Raw genomic sequence first — 17,707 nt, 5'->3', positions numbered from 1 at the left:
TAGATTCCCCCCATTTAGTAATTGTTTATTAAACATGCACCTACCCTTTTAAATGCTATTTCTTCCGGATTAATAGCCATTTCAATATTGGCCAATTCTTCTGTAAAGTCTCCCACACCCAATAGTTGTGCTTCACCCAGGATATGATACGTTTCTCTAATGAGGTGCAGATGCTTTTGGTATTTATATGGCCAGAGCGGGTTATCCAGTTGGTCCCGCTCCTGGGTGAATAGAAATTCAAGATCGCGAGAAAGACTTTCACTGATATAACGGGTAAGATGCAACTGGAATTCTGTGAAGGGACTACTGCACCGGCTGAGCAAGAATATAAGCTGAGCTTCCAGCGTAAATAACGCCTGGAGCTTATAAAGACTCCCTTCCTTCACAATTTGCTTTAGATGACTATCCCCCTTTCTCTCCATAGCTGCTTCAAACTTCTCGATTAAACATTCAGTCACTCCTTCATTATCCAACCCACAATTCTTAATCGTACTGTTATTCATCATAGGTACCTCCTTTTCTAAGATGAAATTGAAAAAGGACCTAATGAAACAAAGGGACTTTCCCCTTGGTTCCATTAGGTCCTTCCTAAATGGATTACAACTTATTCTAATCATAATCTTATCATTTTTTTCCAGGGCATGCCACCCATATCTATGGAGTATTGCCTGCATAATTATTATTTCTCACCACCAAGGTTTTTATAAATGAGAACCCTATATATGCCTTAATGGTGTGAGAGCGACAATCTAAGCTTGTAGTATAAGGGAGAAAAGTAGCGTAATAATTACTAGCTTCATAAATGGCTATATGAGCGGGCCAGGTATTGCTACTAAGAATAATATCAAGATTCTCCCATATAATTTGCTGGCGTACAAGTTGAACAGAATGGAATTTCGTATACCAGCCAAGCGATTATACAAAAATCCCTCCTTTACTATAGGCGGGATTTCTTTATATATAGAACACCAAAGAAGGGCATATTCGGGATCTGTGTCTGAATAAGAATAAAATAATAAACATCCATGAATGATACTTTAATTCATGGAGAGTATGGTAAGTGAGGTGAGTATATTTGAAAAAAGTTATTAAATTGGATTCAATCGCAAGGCCGATTAATCTAAATAATCGTAGAGATAAAATGGCAGAGAGAAGCAAAGAAATCCATGATAAGTTCTCTTACTTAAAGCAACAAAGAACAAACATCATTAAAAAATAGGGTCTATATTGCAAATTTATACCTTAAATGTAAATTTATCTTATAGACTAATCTAATAAAGAAAAGTCAGGTTTTAGGATTAAATCCTTTATTGACAGTTTTTTATCCGTACAGTATTTATGTATCTCTCCAAAGAGATTTACTTTACCCACAGTATCTAAAAATCTAAGGTTTAATAAATTTTCATCCCTTAAAGATTCCTCATCAAGTAAATTTTCATGTAAAAGAACTATTAGTTCATTACTGAAAGTTTGTGTATCATTAATTTTTAGACGTTTTTGCACTGCTACTGAAGGAACAAAAATATCATAAGAAGGGGTTGGCTTGTATTCATCTAATATGCAATAGATAACTCTCCTCGAGTTATCATCTAATTTATTCACGATCCTAGCCAGAATATCCAAATCATTAAATAATTCCTTTTCTTCAGATGCATTGGCCAGACCGAGTGATTTTATGTAAGCTTTAGCTGTAAACGAAACCATTTGCTCGATTTCAATATCATAAACCTTTTGCTTAAATTGCTCAATTGTCTTATAGATGTTCTTTAAGATATACTCATGAAGCTCTGCTAGTATATCACTTTCCAAATCATCAATTAAAACTGCTAAATCAAAGATGTCCTGTATTATAACTTCATATTCATGGCTAACAGTTTGAATATTGGCATGGTAGGATGAAGGAAGCTTTCTAAATTGTTTAGGTGGAGTAAAGTGCTTTTCTCCTATAATGAAATGAAGTAACGTTCTGTACTTTGCAAATTGCTTCCCTTTTTCAAATTGCTCAATAGTCTTTTTATACTTTACCTTCGAACCATCAGAAGTTACTTGTACAGCAAATTTATTATGAATATCCGCTAGATCTATACCAGGGTTGTTCTTTTTTTTACCTTCAAGCCTTTTAAGTTGTTTCTCGTAGATAATATTTAACATTTCACAAAAGAAAGTTTCGCTCACCTTATTGATGGTGTGTTGCCCTAGTTTATTTGAGCTAAACTTTACATAGTAATTAAGCAGCGATAGTCCCTTAATAATATCGTGCAAATCCTCATACCGTTTTAACAAATTGCTATTCCCTCACTTCTTTGTCATATAAAATTATTTTTCTTGAAGACTCTTTTTTGAATCCGCTAGAAGCCCTATAAATGAAATCAGGTTAATTAATACAAAAGGTGCCAATAACGTGTAAATAACAATTACGAAAGTAGGCTTTATTAAGTTTCCAGCTAGTTTATACGCAGCAATTCCGCAAGTAAATGCTGCTACAATCATAAGTACTTGAAATAACCCATATGGGAAAAATAGAGAATCATAATAATAGGGATCATTATACCTTAAGTACATTAAAAAAAAGAGGAAGCAGTAATAGGCTATAAAAGAAGTTACTAATACATTCCTCCATTTATGAATCTTCCTCGTTTCTTTAAGATTAATGGAGGTTAATTCACTTTTTTCAAATAAGCTATTTCCACAACTAGCACAAAAATTTGCTCTCCCCTGTTGTTTTAGACCACAATTTGAACAATACATAGCAATATTCCTTTCCATTTATACTCTAATTTTTCATAGCCTATGCCCTTACAAGGTTTGAAATGCAACCGCATCCAAATTATACCACCACGTTACTTTGAACAACATACTTTTAAGACGAGAATGGCAACGAACATTTAGGAGGCAAAAATAAAAGAGGAAGCTCTCAGCTTCCTCTCTGTATTACTTTTCTAATGTATTCTGAGTCAAACGATAATTTGATTTTACAATCCGTCCAACACGTTTCTGCAGTTCTTTATATTGTTGATCCGTCTTTTTTTGACGGTCTGCAATAATATCTTTTTGGCTTTTAAACTCAATTACTCCGGACTCTTTGACTATCATTGATTAACCGCCTCCTTGTTATCCTTAAATCGATCATTTTGAGCTAAGAGACACAAAGCATGTACGAGTCTATAAATCTCTTTTGACTCAATTATACCATTCTCAACCAGCAGTTTCCATGCTCGGGTATTAGAATCATCAAAGTGGAAATTATATACCCAGGTTGCTTTATTGTCGATTCTAATTTTATATGATACTACAACATGTCCCTCATACGGATGATTGAAATAGGGACGGCCCTGATCGTCTTTTATGACCTTTACTGCTCCATAGTGGGAAAATTGTTTATCCTTTATAGGAATTTTTGCCGCTGATAAACCTGAAGTACCCACATCTTCTAATTGATAAAGAGTGTCTCCCCTTAATTCATAGAGAGTGAAGCCGGTTAAGATATTGAGGTCACGCAATTCCATCCCTTTATTATGAAACCGGAATAACAGAGTGTTAAGATCCTTTAAGAGATATATGACATACTCGAACTCCTGGAGTAAGGCATCTCTTTCCGAGATTAAATCTTGGGTGAATTTTTCATATTCAGCAGTGATCTGTTCGGTATTCTCCAATGTCTGTTTTATGTTTTGTTCCAGGGAGTAAATTTTCGATTTATATTCAGTTCGTTCCTGGCTTAAGAAGTCCTGGATTAAAGACTGAATCATAGTATATTGTGTCTTGGAGTTTGTGGTATAGTCGTACAAACCCCTAAAATAAAACTCCCCTTCCGAATCTAAAAACGCTCCTCTAAATATCTCATACTCTTGTTTTCTCCAAGTTTTATAGGCCCCAAGATGAAAATGAACACTATCAAATTTCGTAAGCTGGGGGAAATAATATATCATACTTATAAAATACCCTAGTACGCCAGTGACAAACAGAGTGGCCCACCATGGTAATTCTGTGAATCCCAAAACCCAAGGTCCCAGAGCAGCTGTAGCTAAAGGAAGTATTGCCATGAGTGCTCCTGTTGTTATAAAGCTTTTTAGCCCTTGTTGGAGCTCTTTCACTTTTGCAATGTCTCTTAAAGGAGCTGCAGCCAGCCATAGCGCCCAAGGCATGGTGAGTCTTTGATCTATGTAGCTAGCCTTTAGTTTTTCTATTACTTTATCTAGGTTATTACTAATATGCAGTAAACGACTATGATAATTTTTTTCGTCCATAAGTCCCTCCTGAGCTCGTTCTTAATTGAAAGTTCCATTCCATTAATTAATGGCCAAAAGATCGTCCACCTTTAACCCAATATGATCTTCTAAATAGATCGGTTCTTTACCCCTCATGAACATCGTATGGCCAATCTCTTTTTCTAGATTAACGTATGTCTGATAGAGCTGAGGATTTTGCTCAGCACCATGCCTTAAATCATTCACACATCCCATTATACAAAAAACGCAGCTGAGCCTTTCATTTTTTTTATAAGCCCAGAATGGCTTTTCCCCCGCATCTTGTATGGTTTGAAATACCTGACCTGTTGTTAGATGATGGATAGGCAGCCAGTCGTAAACCTCTCTAAATACTCGTTTATTAACACTTTCATTAGCATTTAAAGAAAAGGCTTCCTTCTTTGCGCGTGAAACTGATTCTTGTGCTCTTAACCCCATACAGTTTACTGCAATGTTTGACCCTCTTTTTTTAAGATCATTCCTTATAAATTTAAGAATCGGTCCTCTCTTCAGATCACTAGTGCACTGTCGGTAAGCTGCTGAAGGCCACTTTCCTCTATTCCTTACCATTTCAAGGAATGTTTTATTTGCTTTCACGACGTTTAAACTTTCGTCCGTATATTGTCTGATATGATCCTGAATTCCTGGCCATTCAACCTCTCCAAGATCTGCATGGATAACCACTCTCTGATTAGGCGGAATTAGATTCCTTAGCAGTATATACATCGCTTGAGAGTCTTTCCCCCCTGAGTGTGATATATAAAATATGGCTCCACTAGCTAATAGCTGTTCAATTTTTTCATTCATAAATAGACCTATTGGACGCTCCTCTTCCTCAAATAAGCTCAATTGTTGCATTTAACCACCCACTCTTAAAGTATTGTAAATCTTGAATTATTTGAATCAATTAAATTCACTAAGTCACTATGACCCCTCCTAAAAATAAAAAAACGCCCTATGCTGGGGAATTTGCTTAAGAAAGCATAATTCACCAGCATAGGGCGTTTTAAAAAAGTTAATCCTTCTCGCTTGAGATGGACAAATGTAAATGTAATATTATCTATTATATTAAAAAAAGAGATATGTTCACAAGCAATTACTGATTCACCTTATAGGATATACAAGTTTTCACTTCATCATCATGATGTATAACCAGCACACTGATTTTAAGTTTTGAGTAAAAAAACTAAAAGACACCTGGGAGATTCCCAAGTGTCTAATTCTGATAATGTTAACCTTAATGAGTTACTCCAGCTTTAAAGTCATCTGTCGAAGATTGATCACCATGATAGAAGATTGTGTCCCCATCAATAAGGTTGAAATTATATCCATATGGATCTGTAAATTGGTACTTAAACCCTTCCCGATTCCATTGGTTTGATAATTCTCCGTTGATATACTGCAGATGGGGTTTTTGGGTATCTCCATTTTGGATACTTTCAATATTGAAGTTGACGATTAAATAACCATCTCTTAGAAAAATAGGATGTGATTTATTTAAGCGGTGCTGCAAACCGTATCCAGCAATGTCTTTCCCCTCTTCTACTATATAGACATCGGCAGGTAAACTGTACTCTCCGTACCACATCTGTTCACTGGCAACTGCATCCTTTTGCGGTTTCATCGCATTAGATGGCACCGTGTCGGCCAGCGGACCAATAAATGTCCTTAGGTTCCAATTTAGGATTTGCCACCCATATGGGCCCGTTTTGACTGGCTGCCGGGCATAATCCCGGGCAAAGTAGCGGATAAACTCATGATCGAAGAGTTCCTCTACTTTACTATTGAAGCCGTAAGCATCTGGGTGCCGGAAGTAATATTCTGATGTATTCCACATTTGGCTTTCCGGAACAGCTCTCAGCGGTTCGTTCAACGTCACTTGGCGATATTCTTTGTCCTGCTGCGAGCCGACCTTCACAAAGTAATTAGAGTCGCTGTGATAGTAAACATCAACTTTTCTGCGATTCTGGCCTTTTTTATCGACGAAGTAGAAGCTTGGCGTGATACGAATGGCATCATTCTCCCTCCACATGTCGCCTTTTGTCTTCATATCAAACTTGAATTGATACCCTGTTTTAACAGCCAGGTTCTTGTATCCAGCTGGATGGCTGCCCTGGCGAATTGGTAAGACAAAAGGATCTGTGTTCCCCCTTAAGTCTCCATCAATACCCTTGTCACCCACCCAATAGTAATTACCGGTATGTTCAACTTGGCCTTCCATTCTGCGGAATACTGGGCCCCAGTTAAAGTCCAGGATATCTGTTACCCGGAAATCGTATAACCGGCCCACCACATCCACTTCAATCGTGTCATATGCTACATGGTTGGCCATTATTTCATTCGGGGTACGATAACTCATATTCAAGTTAGCATGGTGTTCCTCCGGCAAATCCGCCGGCGCATTTATGGCAATGGACCGGTATTTAATGGTATAGGCTCCTTCAGGCACCCACACCGGCAGGAAAAATTCTGCTGTTTCAATATCAAGCGGGATCGATATCCACGTTTCTTTCGGATAAAAAGCGGCTTTCGTTTCCGAGTAGACATCAAATGGAAACTTCACTTGCTTTTGGCGCGTATACTTCGCATAATCCCGGTTGCCGTAGCCCGGCGCCATGGCAACATCTAAATGCTGGCCAGAGGTTGGCAGAGTCACGGAGAACGGGCGGTCCAGGATAAAAGCATGCCTGTCAGTGTCCGGGTTGGCCGGAGTGGACCGCTTCGGTGGATTCGTCCGCTGATCGTGTTCTTTATCATCTGAAGCTTTTCCATACATGACGACCGGTGTATGGACCGTCACTGGATTGATTTTATCCGGAGAGTGTCCGATAAATTCTTTTGATCCCCCGCTCGTATTAACGGTATGAATGCTTTCATATCTCGCCGTAATCGAGCTTGGTGTCTGCCACTTATTGACCTTCAGCGGGTCAATTTGCAGGGAAGACTGTTCAACCTTCACCTGCGGAGCTACCGGGATGGGTGACGGGGCCGGCGCATTTTGGGTCGCCATGCCATCCGACATAGAGGTAAAGCCATCTACATTCACCCGGTCATTCTTCACTTGAGGAGCACGGCTGCCGACACCAGCAGAGCTATTTAAGTCTGGGTTTGGCGCAGATGGTTTTGATTGTCCTCCCTCAATCGTTTCAAGACCCAAGTAAGTACTTTGGCAAGGCTGCGGGAACACATGGGAGTCCACACTGGCACTATGATTAGAAGAAGCGCTTACCCGCTGCATGTTCGGCACAATGACCATTTCGTTTGGAAGGGCATAATTTCGGAATATGGCATCCTGGAAAGATAGGATATTAAGATGGCCTATCTGCCAATAAGAGATGCTGTAGTTATCCGGTACATAGGCTTCCCTTCGGACATGTTCATACTTAATGGTGTTGCCTTCCTGCCAGCGGAGCATATAATCCTTCGTCACTTTAACCCTGTATGTAACCTGGCCGCTCATGCCTTGGTACCGGTAATCGGATAAGTACTTTTCGGAATATCCCTCCACCTTCAAATACTCTGATGATGGAATGCCATAAGTCAAAACCTTGAATTGACTGCTTTCAGCTGACTCTATGATTTTCCCATTAGGATCTGCCAGCATATTGTTTGGGCTGCTTCCCATGGAACCACTGTTGGAAACACTCTTATCGATAGGACAGGATTCCGTTGGTGGCGGCGTCACCGGTGGTGGCCCAGGATCTTCTGGTTCGCCAGGTTCTTCTCCTCCACCCGGAGGACCGCATCCTGGAGCCGAAGGGTTCGTTTGGCAAGGGTCAGGAGGCGTGGTGCTGCCAATTGGTTTTATACGGAAGTCATACGCATATCCATTTTGTTGAGCTGAATCAAAGATATAGAACGGACCTACTTTTCCTTCCCATGTATTTTCAGGACGATCATATTTCCAATGGTTATAAGAAATTCCGAATACCCATTGATTGTTACCTTCTTGTGGCTGGTAATTATGTGGATGACAACTACCTTGATTGGGAGGCACTGTTCCCGTACTTCCTGATTGTAAGGAACAATCTCTTATAGATATTGGATAATGCCTTGGTCGATAGACAGGATACTTTAATATTCCTTGAATCTCCCACCCACTCGGAGGAGTATAGGCTGATGGACTTTCATATCCTACTTTTATCTGCCAATCAGAGTAACCATTCTGAATATGCCATTGATGCCAGTTAAGTCGATTTTGATTGACACTTTTTAGTAACCACCGTTCAAGTCCACTACTATCATTTGAAAGGGCACTATCCCACAAGTTTTGATCAAATCGTCGATGAGTTTCTGATGAAGGGCCACTTAAAGTATTTGTTGTTGCAGCCTTTGCTGAATCTGAAAAGTCTGGGAAAATTGGCGCTAATAATAAAACAAGTAAAACTAAAAATAATTTCTTAGCTTTCACCATGCATAATCCTTACAAGCCGGAGGTTCCTCTTTGAAGGTGTTTCGTATAAGACCTTCTCTGGATTTTTTTCTACATACATTCCAGCGCCAACTCCATAATACCCATTTTTCTCATCTAAGTATTTATATACTCTAAATTCATCACCAGCATTTAATTCTCTAACCTTTTCATATCTTCCGTTATCAAGTTTCTTTAAAAGGTCAACACTCTTTTTAATGGTAACTTTTCCAAGCTGCCCTTTCCAGAGTTCAGTTTTCCCCCACATGACCTTGTTCAATAGTGGGAAAGTTCCACCAGTTCCTACCTTTTCCATAGATTCTTTTACCAAGTCTACACCTTCAAAGAAGTAAGCTTTTACTTGGTTGTTTTCTTGTAAGGCATAAGAATTTCCCCCAAACCAGTACGTGCCATCATTGTTGTACTTTTCGGGTAAATAGATTGAAAGAGCAGCATAGTATTCGGAGTTCGAAAAATCACTAAATTTCATCATTCCATATCTAAGAGTCCTATCTCCATTAAATCTTTTTCCACCGTTATTGACATATTCATCACTAAAGAAGAATGGAATTATATCGGTACGTTTTTCAAGTGAATTGTCCAATTGAAAGCTAACATAGTTAGGCTTCTTTAATGCCCAATTAACCCATTCAATGTTTCTTTCGACCTTGGGTTGGTCAACACGTATTAATAAGGTTCCTTTTCTATTGCCCACATTAATTAAATACCCATGACCTAGATCTTTTCTCCATTCTACTTTCAATTCCTCAATAGTATGGTTATCAGGTAATTTTGTTGCTGCTTCTACTTTTGTTGCTTCCGGTGCAATAAAAGTAGAGGTTCCTAGTACACTTAGTGATAGCGCTCCAACAAGAGCGATTTTTCCTACTGTTTTTATCATTATTTTCTCCCCCTTATGGCTTAGAAACAGCATTTAGAACACTGTTTCTACCTATTTCTATAGTACCATATCTTTCCTATCAACCCCTTAAAACGCAAAAAACCTCACACAGTTACCCGAAGGTATCCGCGTGAGGTTCTTCCTCTAGCGCACATTATTAATTTATAAATTGAGCATAACAAATTGGATTTTTTTAGTCAATGAATTATTTGATTTCTTATCAATTTTTCCAAGAGCAAAATGGAATGTTGTGAGGTCTTTCCTAATTCTTATCGAACCCATATTTCGTATTAGCCCGCTTTATCGTATATCCTCCCCCAACATGGAGACTATCTTTATCAGCTCCATAAACTCTATATTTTTCGCCTGCCTTTAATGTACGAGCAGCGGTTCCGTCTGGTTTATATAGGGTGATAGGCTCTTTTACCGTAATCCATCCAAAGACAAAGGTAACGCCATCCTGAATCTCGATGTACTCGCCACCACCTATGGAATACCGGTTATTGTCATAGCTGTACACTTTATACTGCTGTCCTTTTTTCAGCGTGCGGATGAAACGGCCGTTTTTGTCATAGACGTTGACCTCATCCTTTCTGATTTCCCCTTTACCGATATGGACACTTACCGCAGATGAAGGAAGAGCATAGAAACCATCTTCCAGCTTGTAATAGCCTCTTTCCGTATCATAAACCAGGTGATGCGTGCCCGCCTTGGCAATACTGACCTTATAGAAGTTCCCGTCCTTGTCTTTCTTATAGAGCGAAACATCTTGTTTCAATTTCAAGGAAGCCACCGGAAGCCCATGAGGGTTTGGTAAGACCGTATTCGGGATGGCTAATTCCTTGAAGACGGAGACTTTTACTGCATTTGTTTCCAGGTTCGTGCCATTGGCCATGAATACACCCTGCAGGAGATACTCTCCATTTTCATCAAATACTAGTTCACGATCCACCTCTATCGTCCCCTTTTCAAGTTTTCCAAAATCGATTTCCACAAGCGCCTTTTGATTGGCAAAATAATTCGTATACGTATTGACGCCTAAGACAGCGGCCGTGCGTCCTCCCGTAACCGTTCGAGGAGTCGCATATAGATAGAGTTTTGAACCTTCCAGGTTATCATTGGCCGATACCTTGATTCTCACTTTCAAGGAATCGGTCTCCGCAACCTCAATGGTCGGGATGGTCATTACGACAGCTGCGTGCTCATTGGAAACCACCATGACCTTATCAGAAGGTTTTGGAAGTGTCTCAGGATTAATGACCGGCGGCTGCTTGACCGGCGCCGGCGGCAATTCCGGCTCTGGCTTTGGCTGAATGGATTGCCACAGGGCATCCATTTCCTTCTGCCATTTCGTCTTCACCTCACTGTTTACCACTTTACTGATTGCTTCCCTTGCTTCCTGGATAAACTTATTCGTCCGCTCCTTCTTGGCTTTTTCAATCGCATTTACGGCATTGATGATGTCCTGAATCTGTTCCTTGGTCAGTTGGCCAACTTCATTGCTGATAGCATCAACCATCCCTTTATAAATAGGGAACGCATCTTCCTGCAGATGTTCAAAGCCGGCATTGATCCAGTCTTGATGTGAGCTGCTGCCAGGCGATGTAATGACATGCTCCAGATAAGCGCCTCCTACACGGGACTGCATACGCTCTCGGAGACCGCCTTCATCAAGTTTTACCAACTCCCCTTGTGCAGCCGCTATGGAATCGTCAGAAGGATTCACGAGTGCAGCGAGGACATGGGATAACCCATTGGCCATTTTTAGGAGATATTCTTGTTCCCGGCTCTCCACAAGCGCAACCTTATCAAAGGCATTCCGAACATTTTCGGTATTCATATACTGCTCAGCGTCTAATAAGGCTTTCAGAGCCACTTTTACGCGCTCAAGGCGTTCTTTAGTATCAGAGACAGCCAATTGATCTACCATTTTGCCCAGCTTGTTCACATCATCTTGGGTAAGGTCCAGCTGTGTTTTCTTCACTTGGTTGACCACATCGATCACTTGCTGCACCGCTTCTTTTGTCAGTGGTTGCTGATAACCGATAAGCGCTTCTTTGTACTCCTCTTCCAAGGATGAATCCACCGACTCGAACCCGCCTTTTTCTAAGTGCTCTCCCGTAATGCTTTCAGGGTCTTCAATGACGATCCTGGCCACTTCCTCTTTGAGCTTCTCAAACAGGGCATCCTTTAAGGAGCCGTCTGGAAGTGTATGAATCGCATCGAATGCGGCCAATATATCATCATTCTTGCCTGTCTCCAGGGCCTTTTCAGCGGCATTGACCGCATCCACGGCCTTTTGAATATCTTCAAAGGTCAAAGTTCCGCCCAAGTCTTCTTTCAGCTTAGTCAGGGACTCCTGATACAGCTCTTCAAAGTCAGGATTTAAGTTGACGATTCCCAGGTTCTCTAAGTCCTCAATGGTGATGGTCGCAGGATTAAGGTTGATATCCTCAATGACCTGGCCATTAAGAGCCGCTGTAAGGGTATTTTTCAAACTACCATTCTTCAATTTGCGTACTTCTGTTAAAGCCTGCTGCACATTGGATGTTTTAGAATCGGCAAGCGCGGCAGCCACTTTATCCGTTACCGTGATGACTTGGCTCACCTGTTCAAAAGAGAACTGTTCTGTCCCTAAATCTTTCAGATACTTTTCTATATGGCTGTTATACGAGGAAATGAGCTCTTCGTCCACTTCGATTCCTATACGGACATAATCGTCTGCCTGTTGTGTCAGGGGACTTGCTTTCAAATACACTAAGGCAACATCATCAATCAAGCTCACCATTCTATCCTTAAATGCCCCTTCTTCTAACCGGTTGGCCAAATCCTCAAAGGAAATGACTGCCTCTCTTGAAGGGTTATTTATAGCATCCTGGTAGGCTGCCCAGACAGCGTCCACCACTTGAATAAGCTCCTGCAATTTTTCCTTTGTCACCGAATCGGTCAGTTCGGGAAGAACGTCCTGCAGGTATTCCTTATAGGAGTCAATTAAATCAGGTTGAGTGACAAGATTAGCAAAGTCCAACAGATCTTGAGTGATGGCACCCGGATTCTGGCTGATAAATTCAACCGCGATATCTTCCAGTTCTTTCAGCAGCTGTTCCTTTAGCGGGCCATCTTCCAGCTGATTCACCTCTTCATATCCCGCTCGAAGGCTTTCTTCTGAAGGATTGACTTTGGCATCTTCCACGCCATTCACCGCATCAATGACCTTTTGAATATCCTCTTTTGTTAGCCCACCTGGTTGCTTCTGCCCTGCATAATTTTCTAAAGCATCCTGGTAGTCCGTTAATCGGGAAGTGTCCAAGTTTTCTATTCCAATATTCTCAAGCTGCTTTTCCGTCACTTTAGAGAAGTCCTGATTAATGGCGTCTATAATGGAGCCGCTTGCTTCTTGCAGGACTTCTTTGATAATGGAAGCGGAAGGATCCAAGCCCTTTAATAAATCAAGCAGCTGCTGGATATTTTCATCCGATGGACCGCCCTTTAATACTTCTAGGGCATCTACTACATCCACTATTTGCTGAAGAATTTCCTTCGTGATTTCCTCCTTTGCCACATCCTTGAGGTAGCCACTTAAAAATTCTTGGTACAGCGGGATATGAGCTGGTTCATGGGTAATGCCTATCGTATTTAAAGCCTCTTCAGTCATAGCAGCAGGGTCATTCACCAACATGTCCAAGTTCTTGCCAGGGAGCGTATCCTTGTTTTTCTTCTGATACATTCCATCGGTTAATTGCTCAACCGCGTTCTCATAAGAGCTCAGATTCTCCTGTGTCGGCTGCTTCTTGAAAGCTTGCTCTAATTCATAAATAGAGTCTACTGTTTGAACAATCTTTTCCAATCGCTCTTTTGTCAGGACTGGATTTTTTGCCAGTTCGTCCTGCAAATATACTTGATAATCAACGGTCCGTTCAGCGTTTGAAGGAATCCCCAGCTCTTTATCCAATAAATCTGAATCCAGCTCACTCGGATTTACCTCAATGGCTTTCACAAAACCATCCTTGACCGTGTCCAGGTAAGCGTCTTTAAGGCTTCCATCTGTTAACTTTTCAATTTCTGCTTTGGCTGCAGTCCAATCCTCTACTTTATGAGAGGACTTTGCTTTGTCCACCGCATTGACGATATCGATGATCAATTGGATATCATCCTGTTCCAGTGACCCCTTTTCAGTTAAATATTCTTGGTTCTTCTGGTTGTACTCAGGGACTAACGGTTCCTGGACTTCTGAATATCCGGCAGTGTCATAATCGGATTTAGTGGCTGAATCAAAATTCCCTATGAGATAATCGTTGGCATTACCTGAAATGGACTGGTAAAAACGCGTCTTCACTTTGCCTTCAGCCAGCTTGTCAATGACAGGCTTCACCTTTTCCCAGGCTTCTGGATTATTGGTTTCTTTCAGGCTTTCCACGGCTTGAAAAGCGTCCAATAACAAGGTATGTTCCTCGCTTGAAAAGTCCTGGCGATCCTTTTTCAAATCAGATTCATAGTCGCTAAGGATAGACTCATAATCAGCAAGATTACCTGGCACCTTAATAATATATTTCGTACTATCCGCAGTGCCCGAAGCTTCAAAAGGATCCTCGGCCACTACTTGGAGTGAATGTACGCCTGTCCCCAGGTCACTTCCACTGAATTCAATGGACCATTTATCCTCTCCACCTGTTGTAGTAACAGTGATAGTCTTTTCCACTCCATTCACAATGGCTTTAATCATGACATCTTCTTTATCCGAATCCACCACAATGCCTTCTATAGTTACTTTTTCTCCAGCTCCGACCACCCATGTTTGATCATTGACAAGGGAGATAACAGGAGCGACTGATTCATTTTCAATCGTAAATGAGATAGTTTCTGAATCACTATGCCCATCATTCGCGATAACGGTAATAATGGCGGCTCCCTGCTTTAATGCCTCTATGTGTAACTTCCCATCTTTTACGCTGACCGATATGGCCTCTTCATTGGAAGAACTGATTTTATAAGTCAGCTCATCCTCTTTATCAGAGAAGACTTCTCCTAGGTCTATGGTTTTTTTATCGAATTTTTTCATTTTCATATCCGGAATACTGCCGATGGTTTCTGGCGAGTGATTCACATAAAAACCAATCGTTTCAACTGATTTGTTTCCAGCTGCATCAACGGCAGTTACTGTAAGGAGATAAGAACCGCTCTCCTTGATCAAGCTGCCATCGTACGCTTCCCCATTTAACAAAAGCGTCGTCTCAACCTTGTTTTTATCCTCGACGGAAATAATCGGCTGAGCCTCGTTGACATAGGTAGTTCCATTAACAATGCCTGAAATGGTGATGACCGGCTTGTCTACATCAATATTAGTGATGACAATGGATGCCTCTTCAGACCAGTTTCCAGCAGCGTCCCGGCCCCTAGCATAGATGGTTTCATTGGCGGAAACAGCAACCGGTCCGGCATAGCTGTTCCAACTTCCATTTCCTACTCTATATTCCTTGACCGTTACATCACCTGCATAATTTATTGTTACCTTTACATCTTGGTTAGTAGGATCTTCTGTACTGACAGTGAGCTCCGGTGCAGCCGGTGGCTCCATATCAATGTTGCTGATCAGGATAGTCTCAATCGTCTCATTGCCGGCACTGTCTTTGGCATAGACCGTATAAGTACCATTCTCTGACACCATGAATTTATCCTCGAGTAAGACGTTTCCAGCATTGCGGAAGTGTTCTGCATTCTGGTTGCCGGCCGCCCATTTCTTTTCAACCACTTCGTTGTTATCCGTTACTTTCACATTCACATGAATCTCGGTATTAATTGGATCCACGGTAGAGGGCGTCAATGTGATGACAGGTGCTTCCATATCAATGTTGGTGATCTCAATCGTCTCAATACTTTCATTGCCGGCACTATCTTTGGCATAGACGGTATAGATGCCATTCTCTCCAACAATGAATTTACCCTCCTGGATGTCAGTCCCCTGTGTATGGAAAAATTCAGCGGCTTGGCTGCCTTTAGCCCATTTTTGGGCGACAATCACATTTTCATCTAACACTTCCACATCTACATCAATTTCTGTGTTCACAGGATCGAGCTTGGAAGGGGTAAGGGTGATTTCTGGGGCTACCATATCTATGTTGTCGATGGAAACAGTATGGACAGTTTCGTTCCCCGCTGTGTCTCTTGCATAAATGGTATAAATGCCACTTTCAGATACTACAAAGCTCTCCCCCTCTAAGATGGTGCCACCATCCTTAAAGAACGCTGCAGCCCGGTTGCCCGCCGCCCATTTAACATCCGCTACGGACACATTATCAGTGACATCTACATCCACATCGATTTCTGTATTTACAGGATCAATCTTAGAAGGAGTGGCCGTTATTACTGGAGCTTCCATATCTATATTGCTAATGCTGATCGTTTTGATTGAAACATTGCCGGCGGCATCTTTAGCATAGAGGGTATAGATGCCGTTCTCGCCCACGATAAAAGATTCCCCCACTATATCCGTTCCAGATGTTTCAAAGAAGGACTCTGGCTGTTCCCCTTTAGCCCACTTTTTTGAAACAATGGCGTTCTGATCCACTATATCTACATCCACATCAATTTCTACATTTACAGGGTCAACCCTGGAAGGTGTTAGCGTAATCACCGGTTTTTCTTTATCAATATTACTGACTTCATAAACGGCATTTTCAGAGATGTTCCCAGCAGCATCTACCGCTCTTGCTTCCACTACACTATTTTCTGATACTGAAACGGCATTACTGTAAGCCTGCCAGTCGCCCCCATTAACCCGGAATTGCTTGACCGCGGCATCATTCGGATAAGAAATGGACACCAATACATTGGCATTAGTGGCTTCAGACTTATCAGATTGGATAGTGGGTTTGTCCGGTGGCGTTTTATCAATGTTCTGAATGACGATATTGGATTCCTCAGACCAGTTGCCTGCAGCATCTTGAGAACGGGCATAAATTGTTTCATTTTTACTAAGTACAAGTGGTGTTGTATATGCTTTCCACTCGCCAGACGCTCCAACTTTAAATTGCTTCACAGCAGCATCATCCGGAAAGACAATTGAAACGGATACATCCTGATTGGTAGGATTAGTAGTTGATAGGCTGAATGTCGCTTTTGCAGGTGGCACCTTATCAATATTGCTTATTAACAATGTGCGGATTGGTGAATCTCCACCTGCATTGGAGACCCTGCCTTCAATGGAACCATTCGCGGTCATTACAACAGGACCAGTATAAGCTGTCCATGCCCCTCCGTTAATTCGATATTCCCTTTTTGATATAGCTTCCGTATTTGCTGGATCAGTCATGGTCACTTGTACATTTCCATTAGTCAATGTAGTAGCGGAAGGTGTCAGTGCCGGTGCAACAGTTGGCGCTTCTACAAAGATAACCTTATTTCCCGACACCTTCGTAGATGGATTCAAGTATAGGACCGGATGGACAGGAGTGACCGTATGTCCCCAGTTTGCCATAATTTTATCAGCACTCCACGGACTTGCATCTGCAACCCAAGCATGGGTCTGGCTAGGATAGGAAGGGGGGTTATTGATCCAATATGGCGACTGTGCACCCGAATAGGGAGTTCTTAGCATGCCATTCCTGGATACTTCCATAACTGGTACAACAAGATTCTTAAAAGTTAGATACTCAGAATATGACATGACTGCAATTTTAGCCGTCGCAAAAGAGCTACCTTCATTTTGCTCATTTCCTATTCCCCATTGGGTGTTGTGTATCGCTGCTTTTTCTTCTGAACTAAATTGACCATTTAGATACGTATTATTTAAATAAAATCCTAGATTATTGGCGGCTGAAGGGTTGAAGGTGTAATAATTGCGGCTACTCTCGTTAGCACCGTCTACCATCTGTTTATATAGAACACTCCCATTCTCTTTGAGAGGATTCTTACTTAACAAAAATCCTGAAGCAGGGTTCAGTACCACCCATTCCTGATTTGCAAAAGTAATAACTGTCCCTGCAGGAACAGACTTAACATCTTGAGTAGCAGCGTATACTTTTTCTTCCCCTGGGAGAAACACATCCAGTATCCCTGTTACCCCTATTCCAACAGCCGCCGTACTGGCGACTGCAACTTTCACTGCTGTTTTATTTAACCCTTTACTCATGGAATTTCCCTCCATCATCT

At 41.4% G+C, this 17,707-nt stretch carries 10 protein-coding genes; 1 reads left to right on the top strand and 9 read right to left on the bottom strand.

The features are described 5' to 3' along the window. Positions 1-14 precede the first annotated feature (14 nt). The 7 genes from CYJ37_RS23670 to CYJ37_RS23645 form a co-directional block, all read right to left on the bottom strand. Positions 15-506 carry a hypothetical protein gene (locus tag CYJ37_RS23670; protein WP_142385307.1) on the bottom strand — a complete coding sequence of 164 codons (492 nt, stop codon included), beginning with the start codon at positions 504-506 and terminating at the stop codon, positions 15-17. A 760-nt stretch (positions 507-1,266) separates the two neighbouring features. Further along, entirely contained in the window at positions 1,267-2,283 is a 1,017-nt protein-coding gene (locus tag CYJ37_RS23665; protein ID WP_101552336.1) for an SMEK domain-containing protein, read from the bottom strand. Between the two features lie 33 nt (positions 2,284-2,316). Further along, a complete protein-coding gene (locus CYJ37_RS27530; RefSeq protein ID WP_142385305.1) occupies positions 2,317-2,766 on the bottom strand; it encodes a hypothetical protein in 450 nt (149 codons plus the stop codon). Between the two features lie 165 nt (positions 2,767-2,931). Further along, on the bottom strand, positions 2,932-3,093 hold the full coding sequence (locus tag CYJ37_RS27465; protein ID WP_180827430.1) for a hypothetical protein: 162 nt from the start codon (positions 3,091-3,093) through the stop codon (positions 2,932-2,934). Further along, entirely contained in the window at positions 3,090-4,247 is a 1,158-nt protein-coding gene (locus CYJ37_RS23655; RefSeq protein ID WP_101552332.1) for a hypothetical protein, read from the bottom strand. Before CYJ37_RS23655 ends, CYJ37_RS27465 begins: the two co-directional genes overlap by 4 nt. A gap of 42 nt (positions 4,248-4,289) precedes the next feature. Then, complete coding sequence (locus tag CYJ37_RS23650; protein ID WP_219620058.1) at positions 4,290-5,105, bottom strand: phosphoadenosine phosphosulfate reductase domain-containing protein; 816 nt, start codon at positions 5,103-5,105, stop codon at positions 4,290-4,292. A 379-nt stretch (positions 5,106-5,484) separates the two neighbouring features. Beyond that, a complete protein-coding gene (locus tag CYJ37_RS23645) occupies positions 5,485-7,851 on the bottom strand; it encodes a DUF5704 domain-containing protein (protein WP_142385304.1) in 2,367 nt (788 codons plus the stop codon). Between the two features lie 68 nt (positions 7,852-7,919). On the opposite strand from CYJ37_RS23645, the gene CYJ37_RS23640 reads away from it, so the two are divergent. Further along, positions 7,920-8,285 (top strand): hypothetical protein, encoded by a 366-nt coding sequence (locus tag CYJ37_RS23640; protein WP_142385303.1) that lies wholly within the window; start codon positions 7,920-7,922, stop codon positions 8,283-8,285. A 362-nt stretch (positions 8,286-8,647) separates the two neighbouring features. Here CYJ37_RS23640 and CYJ37_RS23635 read toward each other — a convergent pair whose 3' ends face one another. Next, the gene (locus CYJ37_RS23635) at positions 8,648-9,559 is read right to left on the bottom strand and encodes a hypothetical protein (RefSeq protein WP_101552327.1); all 912 of its coding nucleotides are present in this window, start codon (positions 9,557-9,559) and stop codon (positions 8,648-8,650) included. A 262-nt stretch (positions 9,560-9,821) separates the two neighbouring features. Further along, on the bottom strand, positions 9,822-17,687 hold the full coding sequence (locus tag CYJ37_RS23630; protein ID WP_101552325.1) for a hypothetical protein: 7,866 nt from the start codon (positions 17,685-17,687) through the stop codon (positions 9,822-9,824). Between the last annotated feature and the right edge of the window lie 20 nt (positions 17,688-17,707).

Source organism: Bacillus sp. UMB0728, assembly GCF_002858875.1.
Taxonomy (GTDB): Bacteria; Bacillota; Bacilli; order Bacillales; family Cytobacillaceae; genus Bacillus_AB; species Bacillus_AB infantis.
The sequence above is the reverse complement of the archived record's forward strand: the minus strand, read 5'-3'. Positions and strand labels throughout refer to the sequence as shown.

What these genes read in the sequence shown, in the direction of transcription:
- CYJ37_RS27530 (WP_142385305.1), bottom strand. Translation starts at nt 2,766, where the DNA reads ATGGAAAGGAATATTGCTATGTATTGTTCAAATTGTGGTCTAAAACAA.
- CYJ37_RS23635 (WP_101552327.1), bottom strand. Translation starts at nt 9,559, where the DNA reads ATGATAAAAACAGTAGGAAAAATCGCTCTTGTTGGAGCGCTATCACTA.
- CYJ37_RS23670 (WP_142385307.1), bottom strand. Translation starts at nt 506, where the DNA reads ATGATGAATAACAGTACGATTAAGAATTGTGGGTTGGATAATGAAGGA.
- CYJ37_RS27465 (WP_180827430.1), bottom strand. Translation starts at nt 3,093, where the DNA reads ATGATAGTCAAAGAGTCCGGAGTAATTGAGTTTAAAAGCCAAAAAGAT.
- CYJ37_RS23650 (WP_219620058.1), bottom strand. Translation starts at nt 5,105, where the DNA reads ATGCAACAATTGAGCTTATTTGAGGAAGAGGAGCGTCCAATAGGTCTA.
- CYJ37_RS23645 (WP_142385304.1), bottom strand. Translation starts at nt 7,851, where the DNA reads ATGCTGGCAGATCCTAATGGGAAAATCATAGAGTCAGCTGAAAGCAGT.
- CYJ37_RS23655 (WP_101552332.1), bottom strand. Translation starts at nt 4,247, where the DNA reads ATGGACGAAAAAAATTATCATAGTCGTTTACTGCATATTAGTAATAAC.
- CYJ37_RS23630 (WP_101552325.1), bottom strand. Translation starts at nt 17,687, where the DNA reads ATGAGTAAAGGGTTAAATAAAACAGCAGTGAAAGTTGCAGTCGCCAGT.